Source organism: Streptococcus sp. FSL K6-1323 (assembly GCF_038630745.1).
GTDB classification, from domain to species: domain Bacteria; phylum Bacillota; class Bacilli; order Lactobacillales; family Streptococcaceae; genus Streptococcus; species Streptococcus salivarius_D.
Map to the genome: position 1 here is coordinate 1861594 of NZ_CP152039.1, position 19973 is coordinate 1881566.

The 19973-nt window shown below is 41.5% G+C and carries 19 protein-coding genes; 4 read left to right on the forward strand and 15 right to left on the reverse strand.

Going from position 1 to position 19973, the window contains the following annotated elements:
- Nucleotides 1–31: 31 nt before the first annotated feature.
- Nucleotides 32–1363: a hemolysin family protein gene (locus NST80_RS08660; protein ID WP_045769057.1), complete on the reverse strand. Its 1332-nt coding sequence runs from the start codon at nt 1361–1363 to the stop codon at nt 32–34.
- Nucleotides 1364–1473: 110 nt separating this feature from the next.
- On the opposite strand from NST80_RS08660, the gene NST80_RS08665 reads away from it, so the two are divergent.
- Nucleotides 1474–2256, forward strand: a complete 783-nt coding sequence (locus tag NST80_RS08665) for an ABC transporter ATP-binding protein (protein WP_045769056.1) — start codon at nt 1474–1476, stop codon at nt 2254–2256.
- Between the two features lie 183 nt (nt 2257–2439).
- On the opposite strand, the gene NST80_RS08670 is transcribed toward NST80_RS08665, so the two are convergent.
- The 14 genes from NST80_RS08670 to dinB form a co-directional block, all read right to left on the reverse strand.
- Nucleotides 2440–4506 carry a sodium:proton antiporter gene (locus NST80_RS08670; RefSeq protein ID WP_183138274.1) on the reverse strand — a complete coding sequence of 689 codons (2067 nt, stop codon included), beginning with the start codon at nt 4504–4506 and terminating at the stop codon, nt 2440–2442.
- 8 nt (nt 4507–4514) lie between these two features.
- Complete coding sequence (locus NST80_RS08675) at nt 4515–4757, reverse strand: hypothetical protein (protein WP_014634967.1); 243 nt, start codon at nt 4755–4757, stop codon at nt 4515–4517.
- Complete coding sequence (locus tag NST80_RS08680; RefSeq protein ID WP_045772008.1) at nt 4754–5302, reverse strand: class I SAM-dependent methyltransferase; 549 nt, start codon at nt 5300–5302, stop codon at nt 4754–4756. Before NST80_RS08680 ends, NST80_RS08675 begins: the two co-directional genes overlap by 4 nt.
- On the reverse strand, nt 5299–6243 hold the full coding sequence (locus NST80_RS08685; RefSeq protein ID WP_004183328.1) for a TIGR01212 family radical SAM protein: 945 nt from the start codon (nt 6241–6243) through the stop codon (nt 5299–5301). The genes NST80_RS08680 and NST80_RS08685 overlap by 4 nt, the downstream gene beginning before the upstream one ends.
- 85 nt (nt 6244–6328) lie before the next feature.
- On the reverse strand, nt 6329–7405 hold the full coding sequence (locus NST80_RS08690) for a SepM family pheromone-processing serine protease (protein ID WP_045769055.1): 1077 nt from the start codon (nt 7403–7405) through the stop codon (nt 6329–6331).
- On the reverse strand, nt 7383–7880 hold the full coding sequence (gene coaD / locus NST80_RS08695; RefSeq protein WP_014632676.1) for a pantetheine-phosphate adenylyltransferase: 498 nt from the start codon (nt 7878–7880) through the stop codon (nt 7383–7385). The genes NST80_RS08690 and coaD overlap by 23 nt, the downstream gene beginning before the upstream one ends.
- A gap of 32 nt (nt 7881–7912) precedes the next feature.
- Complete coding sequence (rsmD, locus tag NST80_RS08700; protein WP_231910681.1) at nt 7913–8461, reverse strand: 16S rRNA (guanine(966)-N(2))-methyltransferase RsmD; 549 nt, start codon at nt 8459–8461, stop codon at nt 7913–7915.
- Between the two features lie 139 nt (nt 8462–8600).
- Nucleotides 8601–9521, reverse strand: coding sequence for a thioredoxin-disulfide reductase (gene trxB, locus NST80_RS08705; RefSeq protein ID WP_014632674.1), 921 nt, complete (start codon nt 9519–9521; stop codon nt 8601–8603).
- A gap of 65 nt (nt 9522–9586) precedes the next feature.
- Complete coding sequence (locus NST80_RS08710; RefSeq protein WP_002884393.1) at nt 9587–9811, reverse strand: DUF4059 family protein; 225 nt, start codon at nt 9809–9811, stop codon at nt 9587–9589.
- 211 nt (nt 9812–10022) lie between these two features.
- The gene (locus NST80_RS08715; RefSeq protein WP_014632672.1) at nt 10023–10766 is read right to left on the reverse strand and encodes an amino acid ABC transporter ATP-binding protein; all 744 of its coding nucleotides are present in this window, start codon (nt 10764–10766) and stop codon (nt 10023–10025) included.
- The gene (locus tag NST80_RS08720) at nt 10766–11512 is read right to left on the reverse strand and encodes an amino acid ABC transporter permease (RefSeq protein WP_096832659.1); all 747 of its coding nucleotides are present in this window, start codon (nt 11510–11512) and stop codon (nt 10766–10768) included. The genes NST80_RS08715 and NST80_RS08720 overlap by 1 nt, the downstream gene beginning before the upstream one ends.
- Nucleotides 11513–12108: 596 nt before the next feature.
- Nucleotides 12109–12939 carry a transporter substrate-binding domain-containing protein gene (locus NST80_RS08725; protein ID WP_004183337.1) on the reverse strand — a complete coding sequence of 277 codons (831 nt, stop codon included), beginning with the start codon at nt 12937–12939 and terminating at the stop codon, nt 12109–12111.
- A gap of 214 nt (nt 12940–13153) precedes the next feature.
- The gene (locus NST80_RS08730) at nt 13154–14044 is read right to left on the reverse strand and encodes a peptidase (protein WP_183138275.1); all 891 of its coding nucleotides are present in this window, start codon (nt 14042–14044) and stop codon (nt 13154–13156) included.
- Between the two features lie 100 nt (nt 14045–14144).
- On the reverse strand, nt 14145–15254 hold the full coding sequence (gene dinB / locus NST80_RS08735) for a DNA polymerase IV (protein WP_045769047.1): 1110 nt from the start codon (nt 15252–15254) through the stop codon (nt 14145–14147).
- Between the two features lie 267 nt (nt 15255–15521).
- On the opposite strand from dinB, the gene pflB reads away from it, so the two are divergent.
- The 3 genes from pflB (at nt 15522) to NST80_RS08750 (ending at nt 19839) form a co-directional block, all read left to right on the forward strand.
- On the forward strand, nt 15522–17834 hold the full coding sequence (pflB, locus tag NST80_RS08740) for a formate C-acetyltransferase (protein WP_045769046.1): 2313 nt from the start codon (nt 15522–15524) through the stop codon (nt 17832–17834).
- A gap of 158 nt (nt 17835–17992) precedes the next feature.
- Nucleotides 17993–18130, forward strand: coding sequence for a hypothetical protein (locus NST80_RS08745; RefSeq protein WP_004183341.1), 138 nt, complete (start codon nt 17993–17995; stop codon nt 18128–18130).
- 14 nt (nt 18131–18144) lie between these two features.
- Nucleotides 18145–19839 (forward strand): oleate hydratase, encoded by a 1695-nt coding sequence (locus tag NST80_RS08750; protein ID WP_084871005.1) that lies wholly within the window; start codon nt 18145–18147, stop codon nt 19837–19839.
- Nucleotides 19840–19973: the final 134 nt, after the last annotated feature.

The following is a 19973-nucleotide window of genomic DNA, read 5'->3' on the forward strand; positions in this document are numbered from 1 at the left end:
CCAATATTTTCTAATAAAAACATGTAGAGAACTATTCTTCTGCCTCTTCTGGAGCTGCCGTGATGATTACCTTAAGTTTGGTTACACGACCATCCTTAACCTTATCATTGATAAATTCAAGGTGTTTGTCCTTGTTGATAACTGAATAGTGTTCCTTGACTTCTTGAGTAGGAATGGCTCCCACACCAGTCAAATAATAACCTGCGATAGTATCAACGTCATCACTCTCAAGTTCTGTATCAAAATGTTCATTGAAGTCGTTAAGAGTCATAGCACCCTCGACAATATAGGTATTCTCGCCAATTTCACGAACTTCAATACTAGATTTATCTGTTTCGTCGTCAATCTCACCAACGATTTCTTCCAAAAGATCCTCGAAGGTAACAAGACCAGCAACCCCACCGTATTCATCAAGCAAAATAGCCATCTGATTATTGGTGTTACGAAAGGCCGCCAAGAGATCATTAACGAAGATAGTCTCTGGAACAAAGAGAGGTTCATTCATAATTCGACGAAGTTTGATATTTTCGAAACCAAGTTCGAAACCTGCTTTTAGAAGGTTTTTGGTATGAACGACACCGATAATCTTATCCTTGTCGTCTTCGTAAACAGGAATACGAGAGAAACTTTCCTTGAGAATAGCTTGGATATTTTCTTGAGTATTGTCTTCAATATCAATCATGAAGGCATCTGTACGAGGGACCATAACCTCACGCGCCATCAATTCATCAAGAGAGAATACCCCTTGGAGCATTTCAATTTCTTCAGCCTCAAGTGTATCCTCACTCTTAGTCAACATGTACTCAATCTCATCACGTGTCATCTGCTCATCTGCATCATCAAAGGTCATAGGCGTCAAACGAGACAAAAGATTGGTTGACGCCGAAAGAATCCAAACAAAGGGACTAACAATCTTACCTGTAACAATAATGACAGGTGCCGAGTAGATGGCTAGATTTTCCTTGAGATTCATAGCGATACGTTTTGGATAAAGTTCCCCAAAAACGATAGAGATATAAGTCAAGACAACCAAAGAAATCATGCTACCTGCTGTCTTAGCCCAAGCCACATGACCAAACCAAGTCGCTATCACTGCACCTAGTGATGCAGAGAGACTGGCCCCTTGTAAGAGGCTAATAAAGGTAATACCAACTTGGATAGTTGATAGGAAGTTGTTTGGATTTTCAAGAACCTTGAGCAGGCGGATAAATTTCTTATCGCCTTCTTCTGCCTTTTGCTCCACACGTGAGCGGTTAAGTGATACAAGAGCCATCTCAGATGCTGAGAAAAAGGCTGTAAGCAAGGTTAAAATTAGTAGTAAAATAGATTGAAATAATAAGGACTGACCACTAGAGTCTTCCATTTTTTCTTCTCCTCTAAAAAAAATTCTGACTTTTATTATACCATAATTTCCCAATAAAGGCGTCTATTTTATGCTATAATTAGGGTAATTTATCATCAAAGGAGAGACTTATGTCACTTATACGATTAGAAAATGTCAGCTTGGTCCGCCAAGGAAAAACACTTTTATCTGACCTTAACTGGACAGTTGAAAAAGGACAAACCTGGGCTATCCTGGGACTTAACGGTGCTGGAAAATCAACCCTCTTACGTTTGTTGACAGCTGAATTTTTCCCTTCTGAAGGGAAGGCTGAGATACTAGGCTACACCTTTGGTAATGGAGACATCACAGGTCTTCGTCAACACATCGGTATCGTCAGTTCCTTTATCACTGAGCGTCTACCTCAACATATGACTGCTGAAAAAATCGTCCTTACCGGTAAGTACAAGAGCTCAATCCTCTACAAAGCCTATGGAGACAAAGAGCTACAAGAAGCCAAGGATATGCTAACTTCACTTGGTGCTGGAGATTTGATTGGTCGTAAATACCATGGCCTCTCTCAAGGGGAAAAGCAAATCTGTTTGATTGCTCGTAGTCTGATGGAAGATCCCGACATCATCATCCTTGACGAAGCAACTGTGGGCTTGGATCTCTTTGCCCGCGAAAAGCTCTTACGTCAGATCGACCGTATCACCTCGCTTCCTCACGCACCCCTGGTCCTTTACGTCACCCACCATGCTGAAGAGATTACTGAGAAGATGGACCACATCCTCCTACTCCGTCAAGGAAAAATCGTGGCACAAGGACCAAAAAATGATATCATCACACCGGAAGTTTTAGCTGACTTCTACCAAAATCCTGTTCAAATTATTCCAATTGATGACCATCGTTTTTACATTAACCCTCTTCTATAAAAATCGCTCAAAGAAACAAGTCCCCTAGACATTATCTGGGGGACTTGTTCTTTTATCACTACTCCTCTTTTATTCTAGATACACCATACAAAATTAAGGCTGGAACGATAAGCTGTTCTATAAAAATATATTAAAAAGAAGCCAAAATTTTTCTTGGCTTCTTTTTGTGATAACATTCATTGCTTAAGCTCGACCTCGAGCCAGATTAATCATATCATAGGTTAACGTGTTGCTAGTTTCTTTGAGAGAGTAATCCTCCAAAGTATTGACTTCCTTACGAAGCTGCTTGGCATAACGGCTAGAGATAAGTTCAGCCTGCTCGTACTCGTTGATAACCTTACGTTCCAAATAGTAGCCACGCAACATTTCATCAATATTGTCTGGATGAAGGTGAGTGATAACCCGCTCGACAAAGGCACCTGATTGAATAATCTCAGCCTCTTGAAGGCGACTGCGTTTCAGATAAGACAAGAGATCTGAGTGATAAACACCTTCCAGATTACTCAAGGCTTCCAAAATCTGCTCAGTATTTGTCAAATAGAGCTCAGTCATATGGTCGCGGTTTTCTTCCGTCAACCTAGGACCTCTTCTAGTATCATCCTGATCAATACGAAACTTGAAAGTAAGAGCTAAGTGTAACAATCTACGAAGGCCACGCACAAAGACAGCTAGGGCGTAAGAAAGGCTAGAGACAAAACCACGGTTGATACGACGTTCCAAGCCCTTGATATAACGTTGGTAGAGATTATATTCGAGTTCTGAAATCTTACCCTTCTTGTAGGCATATTCCAAACCCTCACTCTCAATTTCCATAATCATTACTCGGATATTGGCCAACTCTTCTTTGACATCATTTGATTCCTGCTCCAAGATTAAATCTTCCAAGCGTTGATTGTAGTTATCAATCGTAGCATAGACAGCCCCTTGATTGGTAGACTGTTTTAGATCTTTTTCCAACTCACCGACCACATCATTGAGAATGGCAATCTGCATATAATGGTTGGTCGTATGCCCTGGACCAGTGGCTAGCTTAGGTAGGACTAAAATCCCTGTTAAGAAGCTCAGCAAGGTCACACCCGCTACCGTAAAGAGTAAAAGACTATGTTCCAGAGCAGTCATATTGGCAACTGGAAGCAAAAGGATGGTTGCAATGGAAACCGTTCCTTTAACGCCAGAAAAGGTTAACAGAGTAGCACCCTTCCAGATTTTTTTTAGTGATCGTTTGGCCCTCCAAGCTCTTTGGGCAAATACTGCACTAATCATAACAAAACGAATGCCAAACATGGTCGCTGTTAAAAGGACGATAGCAAGCAGCATCCAGAGATTATCGTAGGTACTGCTACGCAGTACTGGCGTTGCTAGAGTTGGAAGTTCTGTCCCCAAGAGGAAAAAGACCATGCCATTAAGCATAAAGGTAATGGTTCCCCAAATCGTATGGGAAACGTTATCCAGCTTGGCATCAAAAACGGTGATTTTTTTGAAACGACTGGCAAGCGAAATCCCTGCTACGACAACAGCAATAATTCCAGAAGCATGAATTTCCTCGGCTACAAAGTAAGAGGAGATTGGTAGTACCAGCTCTAGTAAGAGAGCACCTGTGACATCTGCAGCATCCATATTGTCCAAAATGGTTAAAAAGAGACGATTAAATAAGGCTGTAATCAAGCCAACTAAAAAACCACCAAGCACAGAAATAACCAAATTCCAGCTCGCACCAAGGAGGGAAAAAGCACCTGTTGTCAAGGCAGTCACTGCCACCTGAAAGGCGACCAAGCCAGAGGCATCGTTCAGAAGACCCTCACCCTGCAAAATATAGCTAATCCACTTTGGGAAACTGAAGCGTTTGGAAATAGCGGAATAGGCAACCAAATCCGTTGGCCCAAGGGCAGCACCAATGGCTAGACAGGCAGATAAGGGGACCGAAGCAGGCAAGACGGCCTTAGCAAGATAACCGATTCCCAAGGTAGACACAAAGATAACTGGAAAAATTAAAAATAGAATAAGTTTCCAGTTACGTAGAATACTAGTGATATCACTTTCTTCACCCTCACGAAACAGCAAGGGAGCAATAATGAAAGCTAGGAAAAGTTCTGTTTCAAGCTCGAAAGCGCGTCCCTTAAAAAGTAAACCAATACCAACCCCAAAAATAATTTGAATCAAAGGCAGGGGAAGACGCGGAAAGACACGATTGATAACGTTCGATAAAATCAAGCTAAAAAGAAGAACAAGCAAAGCTAATGATAAATGCATAGCTCCTCCTACCCTTCCTTATGACAACAGTTTGAGAATAGTTCTTTTTGCTTACTAATTTTTTTATCAATGGCAGTGACATCTTCTTTGGCCAAAAGTTTATGGCAACGTTCAACCTCAAGACTAGCTAACTTTTTCTTAATTTTAGCCGTTTTACGATTATCAACCTTTTTTAAAGTATCCTCGGCACTTTGCTTGTCTATATATTTGGCCTGCATATCTGCAAGCTTTTCTTTAATATCTGTAATCATTGTAATTTCTCCAACATCACCAAAAATGGTGGGGTATTAATTTGATTAAGGGGTTGGTAAAGCATAGCTGTAAAATCACGCTGGTCCAAACCGATAACGTACTCAAGCACAGCATCCTTCTCCATATCGCCACCATCATGACCATAGTAAATCATAATAGCTAAACGACCACCCACCTCTAGACGGTCAAGAATTTTCTCAATGGCCTCAAGAGTCGTGTGGGGCTTAGTAATAACACTCTTATCTGCAGATGGCAGATAGCCCAGATTGAAAATAGCTGCACGAATAGGTTCCGTGACATAACGGTCCAGATTTTCATGACCATCTAAAATGAGTTCCGCATTTTCAATTGCCAAGTCCGACAAGCGTTGACGAGTCTTTTCGAGCGCCTGCTCCTGCACGTCAAAGGCATAAACCTTCTTGGCAAGGCCAGCTAGAAAGGCTGTGTCATTGCCGTTTCCCATGGTTGCATCGACAGCAACACTCTCATCATCCAGCACTTGAGCTAGAAAGTCATGAGACAGATGAATTGGTCGTTTAATCATGCTTTTTCCTCCTTCTCGTTAGCTACTTTGCACCCTTGCCATGAGTCACGACGTTCCATCTCTTTGTCAATGGCATTGAGGACTTCCCATTTGTTGAGACTCCACATAGGACCAATCAACATATCTCTCGGCGCATCACCAGTGATTCGATGAATGACGATATCCTCAGGGATGATTTCCAACTGGTCACAGATGATTGACACATACTCTTCCTGACTCAGCAATTTAAGACGCCCCTCGTGGTAGTCCCTTTGCATACGCGTATTGGTCATCAAGTGGAGGAGGTGGAGTTTAATCCCCTGAATGTCATTGTCCGTCACACAACGGCGAACATTTTCCACCATCATCTCGTGGGTTTCCCCTGGTAGCCCATTAATCAGATGCGATACAATCTCAGCCTTTGGCGCACGCTCACGCACACGCTTAACCGTCTCCACATAGAGATCATAGCTGTGTGCTCGGTTAATGAGCTCTGACGTTTCTTCATAAGTCGTTTGCAAGCCAAGTTCGACGGTCACATGCATACGTTCTGTGAGTTCTGCCAGATAATCAATCACATCGTCTGGCAAACAGTCTGGGCGGGTACCGATATTGATGCCAACAACACCAGGCTCATTGATAGCCTGTTCGTAGCGTTCCTTGATAACTTCAAGCGGTGCGTGGGTATTGGTAAAATTTTGAAAATAAACCAGATATTTCTGAACTTCTGGCCACTTGCGGTGCATGAAGTCAATCTCATGGTAAAACTGCTCACGAATCGGTGCCTCAGGTGCTACAATAGCATCCCCAGACCCCGATACCGTACAAAAGGTACAGCCACCGTGGGCCACTGTGCCATCACGGTTGGGACAATCAAAACCCGCATCTATTGGTAGTTTGAAAATCTTTTCGCCAAAAATTTCACGATAGTAATCATTGACTGTTCTATAACGTTTTTTCATAAAGACTATTATAACACTTTGACCTAAAAAAGAGAGTAAGACTCAGACAAAAATCATGGATTTCTGCCTGTCTTACTCTCGCTTCTTATTTAGTCTTTTTCAAATAATCAATGGCTTCTTGAGCTGTTTTAACAGGGACAATTTTCATCTTGGTTCCCAGTTTCTTGGCAGCTTCCTTGGCCTCTTGATAGTTGGTTTTGGCATCTGGATCAGCCTTTTTCATTTCCTTGGTTACTGGATTATTAGGTACGAAGAAAATGTCTGCACCACTATCAGCCGCTGATTTCACCTTGAGGTAGGCACCACCGATATCACCGACAGAACCATCCTTTTCAATGGTTCCTGTTCCAGCAATCTTACGGCCAGCCTTAAGATCTTGACCAGACACCTGATCGTAAATAGCTAGGGTAAACATAAGACCCGCACTTGGGCCGCCAACACCATCAAGTTTAAACTTCACATTTTCAGAACTCTTGACCTCGGTATGATCTGTCAAACCGATACCAATACCATTTTTACCATTGGCAATCTTGATAATCTTACCAGTAGCAGTCTTTTCTTTGTCATCTGTCGTATAAGTGACCTTGACTTTTGAACCCAGCTTAAGTCCCTGAACGTATTTAATCAAGTCAGCAGAATTATCAAAGGTCTTGCCATTAACAGCTGTCACCGTATCGGCAATATTAAGAACACCCTTAAAGCTAGAATCGTCAGCCACCTGAAGTACATAGACACCCATATACTCCAAGCTAGCCTCCTTACCAGCCAGAGTCAAGCCCTGATAAATCGCTTGGTTTTGGGAAGTCTCCATGTAAAATTGGTTGATACGCATGAAATCTTCATCAGAGTAATTCCCAGTTGCCTCTTCAGCTGTTTGAAGCTTTGCAAAATCATTAAGCTGGGCATAGAGCATCAAGGCCAAAGTCGCCTTGGTTTGAGCCACCGCCACAAAATTGTAGGATCCTTTTGAATCATCAGCTTTCTTGTCTACAGTCAAGACTTCCTTGGTATCAAAAGCACCACCCGGAAGCTCAACATAATAATTATTTAGCGGGAAAAAGAGGGCAAATAGGAGGAAAAGTACCGTAAAAATACTTAACAACCACCACTTAATCCGCCAAATTTTCCCTAATAGTGATTTAGATTCGTTCTTGTTTGCCACGCTTGGCCTCCACTTCCTTAACAACTGCTTGAGGAACATAGGAACTAATGTCCCCCTCAAAATAAATCAACTCACGCACACGACTGGAAGAGACTGGTGTTACCTCATGACTAGCAATCAAATAAACCGTTTCAATTTCAGGGGCCAACCCCTTATTGAAATAATCCATATTAGCCTCATAGTCAAAATCTGTCGCATTACGAAGGCCTCGGACCAAATAAGTCACCCCAAGATCTCTGGCGACATCTACAGCCAGACTATCGTGAGCCGTTATAACCTTTACATTGGGAAGATCTGCCACGACCTCTTCCAAGATACGCTTGCGAGTCTCCACGTCCCAGAAGCCCTGCTTATTTTTATTATAAAAGAGACCGATATAGAGCTCATCAAAGAGCTTGCTGGCTCTGGCAATAATATCCATATGCCCATTAGTAATCGGATCAAAAGACCCCGTAAACATAGCAATCTTTGTCATAGCATTCCTTTCTACAACTTCCCTATCAAAGGCTAACGCACGTAAACGGTCACCTTACTGATACCATAGGTTTTCTGTTTCCAAATCCCAAAGTTTGAAATTTCTTCAGGCAGGTCCACAGCCTTATCCGTCTCGCAAACCAACATAACCTCCTCAGCTAAGAGCCCTTGCTCCTCTAACTGAGTAATATTGGCCACAATCTGCTCTTTGGCATAAGGCGGATCTAAAAGTACCAAGTCAAACTTTCCTGTCAATTGTGTCAGCGCACGCGCCGCATCCATCTTCAAAAGCTGGAACTGCTTCTCACTCTTGGTCATCTTGATATTTTCCTGAATAACAGCCTGTGCCCGACGATCCTTTTCCACGAGGACAGCAGACGACATACCACGACTGATAGCCTCAATAGCCAGACTACCACTTCCAGAAAAAAGATCCAAAACACGCCCTCCATCAAAGAAAGGACCAATCATATTGAAAATGGCACCCTTGACCTTGTCCGTTGTTGGACGAGTCGTTTTGCCTTCTAACGTTTTAAGCGGACGTCCGCCAAATTCACCTGCTACAACACGCAAGTCGGTCACCTCGTTTTTACTGATTTTTAGTAAGACTTTTCTATTATAACAAAAAACACGCATAGATGTTGGTCCAAAGGGGACTAGACAAGCTAAATCCCCCCAAGAGAACACAAAAAACTCGAGAACATCCCGAGTTTTTATTATTTTACTTATCACCAAGTGCAGTCACGTAGTTGTAGGCTTCGATACCAGCTGTGGCACCATCACCTACGGCTGTTGTAATTTGGCGAAGGTCTTTCTGACGGACATCCCCAATGGCAAAGATACCAGGAATACGTGTCGCCATCTTATCATCTGTAATTACCCAACCATCTTGGTCAGTGACGTCGAGACCTGTCAAGTAATCTGAAACAGGATCAAGTCCCACATAAACGAAGACACCGCCAAATTCGTGGTTAGTCACCTCACCAGTTTTGACATTCTTGATATCAACACTGCAAACCTTGATGTCATCACCCTTAATTTCTTCAACGACTGAGTCCCAGATAAACTTAACCTTTTCATTGGCGAAGGCACGGTCTTGAAGGACCTTTTGAGCACGCAATTCATCACGACGATGAACAATGGTCACGCTATTGGCAAAGCGTGTCAAATAAATTCCTTCTTCAACGGCAGAGTCTCCACCACCAACGACCAAGAGGTCTTGATTACGGAAGAAGGCACCATCACAGACCGCACAGTAAGATACCCCACGGCTGTTGTACTCTTCTTCGCCAGCAACACCAATGTGGCGATGTTTGGCACCAGTCGCAATGATCACTGTCTTGGTTTGGTACTCTTCATCACCAGTTTTGACAACTTTATAGTCACCCTTGTCTTCGATACCAGACACGATACCATAAAGATTTTCAACGCCCAATTTTTCCAAAGGTTCGAACATCTTCATTGACAATTCTGGACCAGAAATACTTTCAAAACCAGGGTAATTTTCAATATCAGACGTGTTATTCATCTGTCCACCAGGAGCACCTTGCTCCAAAGTTGCCACTTTAAGGTTGGCACGTGCTGCATAGAGTGCTGCAGTCATCCCCGCAGGACCAACTCCAATAACAATTGTATCGTACATAAGTAACTCCTTATATGATTTTCTTGTAGAGATATCTTACACCTAATGTGCCAACAAAGCTAGAATTATGCATTCAGCACGATAAGAATCGCCATAAAAGCAAATGCCAAAACTGGGATCGAAACCATCGACATCATAATAGCATCATAGAGGGCACCTTGACGCTCCTTAACAGTTTTGTCCGCACGACGTAAGGCACGCCATCCAAGCCAAATGGCACCAATCACCAAGCACACAAAGAAAGCAATCACAAGGCCTAAGAGGTAAAATTTAAAAATATTTAATAACATAAATCATCCTAAAGTGAGAAATAGAAAAGGCTGAGATAACATTCTCCAACCTCTAAATTCGACTAGTAATAACTGCACGATGCAGTTTCTGATTGGACTATAGTCGCCTTTGAAACATTCAAAAGTTCCTAATCATCCTTGTGGGACTTTGACTATGGACTAAAATGTCGTCCACTCCCACCACCTTTTCTATTGTAACAAAAATCTCATCTTAAAGATATTGTTTTGAATAAGAAGCGAAAAATTCTTTTGTTCGTTCTTCTTTTGGATGGTTAAAGACTTCGTCAGGTGTTCCTTGTTCAAGAATACGACCTTTTTCAAGGAAGAGCACCTTGTCAGCCACTTGATAAACAAAGTTCATGTCGTGACTGACCAAAATCATAGTTTGACCTGACTTAGCTGCATCAGCGATTGATTTTTCAACCTCACCAACCAACTCAGGGTCAAGAGCAGATGTTGGTTCGTCAAGCAAGAGCACATCAGGCTTCATTGCAAGGGCACGAGCCAAGGCCACACGTTGCTTTTGACCACCTGACAAGTGACGTGGGTAGTGGTTTTCACGATTAGAAAGCCCAACCTTAGCAAGCTCTTCTTTCGCAATCTTGGTAGCTTCTTCGTCAGAAAGTTTCTTAACAATCTTAAGACCTTCCTTAACATTATCCAAGGCTGTACGACGTTCAAAGAGGTTGAACTGTTGGAAAACCATGGCCAACTTACGGCGAAGGGTAAGGATTTGTTCTTTAGTGATAGTCTTAAAGTCGACTTTAAAATCATCAATGGTAATGGTACCAGAATCAGGTTGTTCCAAATAGTTTAAGCTACGAAGAATTGTTGATTTCCCTGCACCAGAGGCACCAACAAGAGCTACAACTTCACCCTTTTCAATGTCAATATCAATACCATCGAGAACCTTTTGACCTGAAAATTCCTTGGTCAAATTTTTGATACTAATCATTAGCGGTCACCTCCAATTCCAGAAATGTCAGTCACTTCAGGCGCCTTAATGGCCATGTGATTTTCAACTGAACGACCAATGTACTCAATCAAGATTGAGATTACCCAGTATACAAGGGCAACTGAGATATAACGTTCAAAGTAACGGTAGTCAGCACCACCCAAGATTTGAGCCTGAGCATACATTTCGACGATACCAGCACTAAAGGCAAGTGATGTTCCCTTAGTCAAGCCAATCAAACTGTTAATCAAACTTGGTGTTGCAATAACTGCCGCATTTGGAATAATAACACGACGGTAAACCTGTGCCGATGTCATCCCAAGAGAACGGGCAGCTTCGATTTCCCCAGCGTCAACGGCCTGAATCGCTGCACGAATGGTTTCACTCATGTAGGCTGCTTCGTTAAAGGCAAAGGCCGTAATCGCGAAGATAGCTGGTGGAATCTCATTGATATTCCAATCCAAACCAAATTCACCATTCAAATAACGAAGGAAGAGTGGTATTCCATAGTAAGTCAACATGAGTTGTACAAGGATTGGTGTCCCACGCAAGAAGCTCACAAAAACTGCTTGAATTGGATAAAGGATACGTACTCGATTGATCTTAACGACCGCAAAGACAAGGGCCAAAATCAAACCGAAGAAAGCACCTGCAATGGTCAATCCCAAAGTCAAAGGCAAGCGTTCCACAATCTTAGGAACAGCATCAAAGACTGCCTTCCATGAGAAGAGCTTACCAGCTGGCATCCAAGACGAAATCCATTTGAAGATAATCGTAATCAGTTGCAAAACATAGCCCCAAAGAATTTCTACTAGCCAAGACAAGGGAATGGCTAAAGCAACAGCTACTGCCAAACCAACCAAGCCAATGATAACTTGGAGATACCAAGGTGACCGATTAAATGCTTCTATACTCTTTTTCACAATGTCGCCCTTTCTTTCTAAAAAAGTAGGTTAGCCTAGTGCTAACCATTCAAATATCTTATCATAATTTTATAGTATTCATTTTAGCACGACTCAGAAAGTCTGTGAAATAGTCTTTTCTTATCATAGTGATAAGAAAATCGTATCACTGATAATAATACCTTGTTAAGACCAAAAAGATTTGAACTAATTCCTTATTTAACGAACAAAGTGAGCATAAACCGAGGCTTTCCGGCGTGAGAAAAACACCTGAAACTTTAAAGTTTCAGGTGTTCGGAAGTTTTGAGACCTTAGGCTCAAAACTTAGTCATGGAGCTTCGACGAAGGTCGCTGACGTCCGTCATCACCTCAGGAAAGCCTCAAAAGAAAGCTTTGTGTTAAATCCAAAGCTGAGACAGCAGTCTCAACTTTTAACAGTCTTATTTCAAATCACTGACGTAATCGCCACCGAAGTATTCCTTGCTGAGTTTGGCAAGGGTTCCATCCTTCTTAAGCTCTTTGATACGCTTATTAACAAATGTCTTGAGTTCCTTACCTTGCTTATCATTTGAGAATAGAAGATATTCCAGACCATCAGTCTTCATACCGATATCGTCTTTAATCTTGTTTACAGCTAGCTTATAGCCTTGATCTTTGACAATGTACTCAGACGAAATCGCATCGTAAAGGATAAAGTCAATTTTTCCTTCTTGAATGTGTTGAATACGTGTTGAAAGACCCGTTGAGCTAGAAGCATAGTTGATAGTAATTGGTGTCTTGTCCGCATTGGCATGGTTCCAATTTTCAAGCAACTGAGCATAGTTAGAGCCAGGAAGCACCTCTGTCGTCTTACCAGACAAATCGTCTAGGCTAGTATACTTGGTACCCTCAGCACTAGTGATGGCATAGTTAGAACGTGAAATCGGATCTGAGAAACCATATTTCTGAGCACGTTCTTCATTGTAGTTGAAGTCGTTAGCCGCAATCTGATAACGTCCAGAATCCACCCCTGTCAAGATGGAATCAAAAGGTGTCGTTACAAACTTGACCTCATATTTGTCCGAATCCTTGAAAATAGCCTTGACCAAATCAATATCATAACCCTTGAAGTCGTCACCTTTTTTGAAAGTGAAAGGTGCCGTATCAGAGTCCGTCGCAACAGTAATCGTCTGCTTTTCACCAGATCCCTTACTGTCACTCTTGTTTCCACAAGCTGCCAAAGTCAAAACTGACAAGCCAAGAATCCCTAAACCTGCAAGCCATTTTTTCATATCTATAATCCTCGATACTTTCATTAATAGTTAGTGATAACAGTTTATCATCTTCATCCTTAGTCGTCTAATAATAAAAACCTAAGTGGTGATAGAAAATGGTTATAGGGGAATCGATACAACGAACAATAAGAAAAGAGCTGCCACTGGTGTGACAACTCTTCTCGTCCAAAAAAGCTTTCCGTACATGTTTAACATCAAATGCAATAAAACTCTATTTTCCCTTACTTGATGACTTACTGCTTGAATCGCTACTGTCTTCAGGTTGATAATCTGATAAATTCTTATGGATACGTTCAGCGTAAACGGCTCTGCTTCCTGATTCATCATGGTCAACCAAGGCTTCGGCAAGCTCTTTATAATCTTCTATAGAAATCGTCCAGTTGCCTCCATCATCTTTGGTTAGCTTGAGGGTCTTTTCTAGATTATCAGCACCTGTCAAAGGTGTATAGGCCATTTCTTTATCAATATCCTTAAATTGTGTCAAATCTCCGTTAAAGTTTTCACCATAAAGGAATTTCGTTGTGAGATCTTTGGCTTTACCTTTTTCCACATCGTTGTTATCAGCTTGATTCCATTGTTTCAACTTGTCAATATCGTTGTCATAGAGACTCATAAGGAGAGTACGAACAGCAGCTGCAGCACCATAGGCACTAACAGAACGTGAAGTAAAGGTAACTGTCGCTTCATTTCCTTTAACTTTGACATCTTTCAGCTTATAGTCCTGAATCTTACCAATCATATTACGACGGACCTTGAGGAACTTAGAAAGCACTTGGGTTGGAGTCTTGGCATCATAACCTTCAATGTATTTAAACGTATACTTGTCTTCCGGTGTATACCCCTTTTCTTCGATAGTATCTGCAACTTGTTTTTCAAAAACATTCGTTTCAGTCCAGGTTTCGTAATTTTCACCGTAGAGTTTTGAAAAACCGTTACTAGATTTTCCAAGCATAGTATCAATTAAAACTGTCGCATCAGCCTTGGCACGTTCTGTCGGAGTTGGTGTCGCTTTTTTCTTCTCAGCTGGTTTATTGGAAGCACAAGCTACGAGAACCAAGCAAGCTGCTAGAATCAGTCCTAAATAGGTAAGAACTTTTTTCATTAATATTATTCCCTCATTTCTTTTAGTTACTCTTTAAGATAGCATAGGTCTGATGATTCTTCAAAGTCACTTTCCAAAAGAAAAAATCAAAACTCTACTATTATAATGACTCCAAATCATCTAGGTCCAATTGCCTGCCTTCTTGATCTTCCAGACCCGTCAGCGTCACACCGAGCAGGCGAACACCGCTGCTATTTTCCTCTAATTGATCAAAAATGGTATGGGCAATCCTTTCGATGGTGTCGAAATCCTGAGTCGATTTGTCCAAGGTCATACGCTTGGTTAAGGTCGAGAAATCCGAATAACGGACCTTGATGACAATAATTCGACCGACTTTTTTATTTTTCTGAGCACTTTCAGCTACCCGCCTAGCATTCTTAGTCAACTCAGCCTTGATGTCATCTTCATTATAAAGAAGTTTGCCGTAGGTTCGCTCACTTCCAATAGATTTACGGACACGATTGGGCCTAACAGGACTATTGGAAATCCCTCTAGCCTTTCGAAAGAGATCAAATCCAAAACGTCCAAAACGATCAATCAGCGTCATCTCAGGAATCTTCAGAAGATCGGCACCGGTGTATATTTCCATGTCATGAAGACGTTCAACTGACTTTTTACCTACCCCATGAAACTTTTCAATAGGTAGCTTTCCCAAAAATTCCTGAGCTTCCTCTGGAAGCACCACCGTCAAACCAGCAGGCTTTTGAAAATCAGAGGCTAGTTTGGCGATAAATTTATTGTAGGAAACCCCTGCTGAACAAGTCAGGTGAAGTTCCTGCCAGATATCATACTGGATAAGTTTGGCTACCTTAACCGCCGATTTGATACCAAGCTTATTTATCGTCACATCAAGATAGGCTTCGTCGATAGACATAGGCTCTACCAAGTCGGTGTAGCGTTTAAAAATCTCACGAATTTGCATCCCTACCTCTCGGTAATGGCTATAATTTCCTGAGATAAAGACAGCATTAGGACAACGTTCATAGGCTTCCTTAGAAGACATGGCTGAATGGACACCATATTTTCTAGCCTCGTAATTACAGGTTGATACCACACCACGTCCCCCAGTTTTTCTAGGATCGTGACCGATAATAACCGGTTTGTCCTTAAGACTGGGGTCATCCCTCATCTCGACCTGAGCAAAAAAGGCGTCCATGTCAATATGGATGATTTTCCGACTGGTATCATTTATTAGAGGAAACTCTAACATGGCTCCCTGCCTCCTTTCTCAGATTTATCTCATTGTAAAGCTTTTCACATAAAACTTTGGGACTACAAAGCATTCTCCCCTTATGATACCAAAATCTATCAAAAAACAGAAATTTATAATACAGATTTGTCGTTTTCGAAACTGTATTATAAAAGAATGTCTCTAAAAACGCAGTTTTAAAGTTGTGTAAGCGGTTACTGTGTGATAGAATACTTCTAGAGAATGTAACAGATGATTTTGTTACTAGAATTATAGGAGATCCAAACTATGGCAACGGTTAAAACTAACACAGATGTTTTTGAAAAAGCGTGGGAAGGCTTTAAAGGAACTGACTGGAAAGAAAAAGCTAGCGTTTCACGTTTCGTTCAAGCAAACTACACACCTTATGATGGTGACGAAAGCTTCCTTGCAGGACCAACTGAACGCTCTCTAAAAATTAAAAAAATCGTAGATGAAACTAAAGCAGGCTATGAAGCTGAAGGACGCTTCCCAATGGATACTCGTCCAACTTCAATCGCTGACATTGACGCAGGATACATTTCAAAAGAAGATGAACTTATCTATGGTATCCAAAATGATGAGCTCTTCAAATTGAACTTCATGCCTAAAGGTGGTATCCGTATGGCGGAAACTGCTTTGAAAGAACACGGTTATGAACCAGACCCAGCTGTACACGAAATTTTCACAAAATACGTGACTACAGTTAACGATGGTATCTTCCGTGCTTACACTTCAAACATCCGTCGTGCACGTCACGCTCACACAGTTACTGGTCTTCCAGATGCTTACTCACGTGGACGTATCATCGGGGTTTACGCTCGTCTTGCCCTTTACGGTGCTGACTACTTGATGCAAGAAAAAGTTAACGACTGGAATGCTATCAAAGAAATCGACGAAGAAACTATCCGTCTTCGTGAAGAAGTTAACCTTCAATACCAAGCACTTCAAGACGTTGTTCGCCTTGGTGACCTTTACGGTGTAGATGTTCGTCGTCCAGCCTTCGATACTAAAGAAGCTATCCAATGGACAAACATCGCCTTCATGGCAGTATGTCGTGTAATCAACGGTGCCGCTACTTCACTTGGTCGTGTGCCAATCGTCCTTGACGTATACGCAGAACGTGACCTTGCTCGTGGTACTTACACTGAATCAGAAATCCAAGAATTCGTTGATGATTTCGTTATGAAACTTCGTACAGTTAAGTTTGCTCGTACAAAAGCTTACGACCAATTGTACTCAGGTGACCCAACATTCATCACAACTTCTATGGCTGGTATGGGTGCTGACGGACGTCACCGTGTTACCAAGATGGACTACCGTTTCTTGAACACTCTTGACAACATCGGTAACTCTCCAGAACCAAACTTGACAGTTCTTTGGACTGACAAATTGCCTTACTCATTCCGTCGCTACTGTATGCACATGAGCCACAAACACTCTTCTATCCAATACGAAGGTGTAACTACTATGGCTAAAGACGGATACGGTGAAATGAGCTGTATCTCATGTTGTGTATCACCACTTGACCCAGAAAACGAAGAACAACGTCACAACATCCAATACTTCGGTGCTCGTGTTAACGTGCTTAAAGCCCTTCTTACTGGTTTGAACGGTGGTTACGACGATGTTCATAAAGACTATAAAGTATTTGACATCGAACCAGTCCGTGATGAAGTTCTTGACTTTGACACTGTTAAAGCTAACTTTGAAAAATCTCTTGACTGGTTGACTGACACTTACGTAGATGCCCTTAACATCATCCACTACATGACTGATAAGTACAACTACGAAGCTGTTCAAATGGCCTTCTTGCCAACTAAACAACGTGCTAACATGGGATTTGGTATCTGTGGTTTCGCAAATACTGTTGATACATTGTCAGCAATCAAATACGCTACAGTTAAACCGATCCGTGACGAAGATGGCTACATCTACGACTACGAAACAATCGGTGAATACCCACGTTGGGGTGAAGATGACCCACGTTCAAACGAATTGGCAGAATGGTTGATTGAAGCTTACACTACTCGTCTTCGTAGCCACAAACTCTACAAAGATGCAGAAGCTACAGTTTCACTTCTTACAATCACTTCTAACGTTGCTTACTCTAAACAAACTGGTAACTCTCCAGTTCACAAAGGGGTATACCTCAACGAAGATGGTTCAGTGAACTTGTCTAAATTGGAATTCTTCTCACCAGGTGCTAACCCATCTAACAAAGCTAAAGGTGGATGGTTGCAAAACTTGAACTCACTTGCAAGCCTTGACTTCGGTTATGCAGCTGACGGTATCTCACTTACTACTCAAGTATCACCTCGTGCCCTTGGTAAGACTCACGACGAACAAGTTGACAACCTCGTAACTATCCTTGACGGATACTTCGAAAACGGTGGACAACACGTTAACTTGAACGTTATGGACTTGTCAGATGTTTACGAAAAGATCATGAGCGGTGAAGATGTTATCGTACGTATCTCTGGATACTGTGTAAACACTAAATACCTCACTCCAGAACAAAAAACTGAATTGACACAACGTGTCTTCCACGAAGTTCTTTCAATGGACGACGCTTTGGGATAAATCTAAGCATATAACAAGAAACAAGCATCCTAGTGATGCTTGTTTTTTCTTAGCTTCTTAAACAGTTTCTACCAAACTGTACAAAACCTTACATTAACAGTTGTTAATAATTATGGATAGGACTATAATACAAACTGAATTTGAAAGAAGGTATTATTATGAAAAAAGTGTTTTTCAAAACTAGTCTTGGAATCACACTTAGCGTCCTAGCTAGTGTCTTATTCCTTGCCCACAAATCTGAATTCTTCAAGGACGATAGTGCCTTATATGATGAATTTGATTCTACGTTGGATTAAGGAGGAGAACTATCATGCAAAAGAAAAAAGCAATTATGATCGGTGCTGGTTTATCAAATATGGCTGCCGCTGTTTACCTCATTCAAGAAGGTAAATGGTCAGGAGACCAAATCACTTTCTACGCTCTTGATAATTACGGATCAAACGACGGTTCCCCTACCCAAGATGTTAAGGATGACTATTGGAATAAAAATCATCCGATGGAAAATCAAAAGGGTTATATTGCTCGCGGTGGTCGTATGCTTAACTACCGTACCTATGTTGACTTGATGGATTTGCTTGATCGGGTTCCTTCAATGACAGAACCATGTCTTACAGCTGCTGAGGATACTCGCCAATTTGATGCCGCACACCCAACCTATGACAAGGCTCGTCTCTTAACAGGCGGACAAGGTATCGTTGATGGTGGTAAGCTTGGTTTGAATAATAAAAGTCGTAAGCTCCTTACGCAGTTAATTATGATGCCTGATTCACAAGAAGAAAAACTAGATAACATCACGATTGCTGACTATTTCAAAGACAATACTGAGTTTTTCGAAAGTAACTTTTGGTTTATGTGGGAAACGACATTCGCTTTTAGGACTCGCAGTTCTGCACAAGAGCTTCGTCGTTACATGCACCAAATGATTTATGAATTCACTCAGATTGAGCATTTAGTTGGTGTTAACCGTACACGCTATAATCAATACGAAAGCATCATGAAGCCTTTGATTAATTACTTGGAAAAAGAGGGCTGTCACATAGTCCTTAATCGTCGTGTTGTTGACTGGAAATTCAAGGACAGCAAGATGCAAGACGAAATTACTGTTACTGGTCTTCACATGGTCAATACTAAAACTGATGAAAATGAGTTCGTCCCAGTGGATAACGATACAGCAGTCATCTTTACAAACGGTTCGATTACTGACTCTGCAACACTAGGTGATTTCAACACTCCGGCTGCAGAAAACATGGATTATGGTGCTGCTTCAAGTCTTTGGAAAAAGGCATCAGATCATTTTTATAACCTTGGTAATCCTGATAAATTCTTCGCTGATCGTGATGCCAGTGAATGGGTAAGTTTCACTCTCACTACTAAAAATCATCTCTTCTTGAACGAAATTGCTCGTATTACCACTCAGGAACCAGGCAACGCCCTTAATTCCTTTATTTCTACAGAACCAGTGACACCACTCGGTCAAAAAGATGTAACCATGTCAATCGTTGTCCATCACCAACCTCACTTCACTAGTCAAAAACCAAACGAAACGGTTCTTTGGGGATACTTCCTCTACCCTCGTCGTCACGGGGAAATCATTGATAAACCTTATATCGAAATGACTGGTAAAGAGATGCTCCAGGAACTTATTGGACAACTTTCAAAGGTAGACCCAGGGCCTATCAATATCAGCGATAAAGAAGAGGAAATCATGGACAGTGTTATTAACTGTATCCCTGTCTATATGCCATATGCTTCTGCTCTCTTTAACAATCGAGCCAAGTCAGATCGTCCTAAGGTTATTCCAAAACATTCAACAAACCTTGCCTTTACTGGAGAATTTGTCGAACAACCTTATCAAATGATTTTCACAGAAAATAGTGCTGTTCGTTCTGGAGAAATCGCAGCTTTCCATTTTGCTGGTATCCCCATGTCACGTTTGGTGAAAACACCTCGTTATGATAAAGATGTCAAAACCTTGTTAAGAGCTGCAAAGAAAATGTTCGATTAAGAATCATTACACACATTAAAGACAGTAAACATCATGATTTCAAAATGTTTGCTGTTTTTTTATTTTTGCAAAAACCAGCTTTCATTATATTTTTCTAAATCTACTATAATTTACATTTGACTTTTTATCAGATT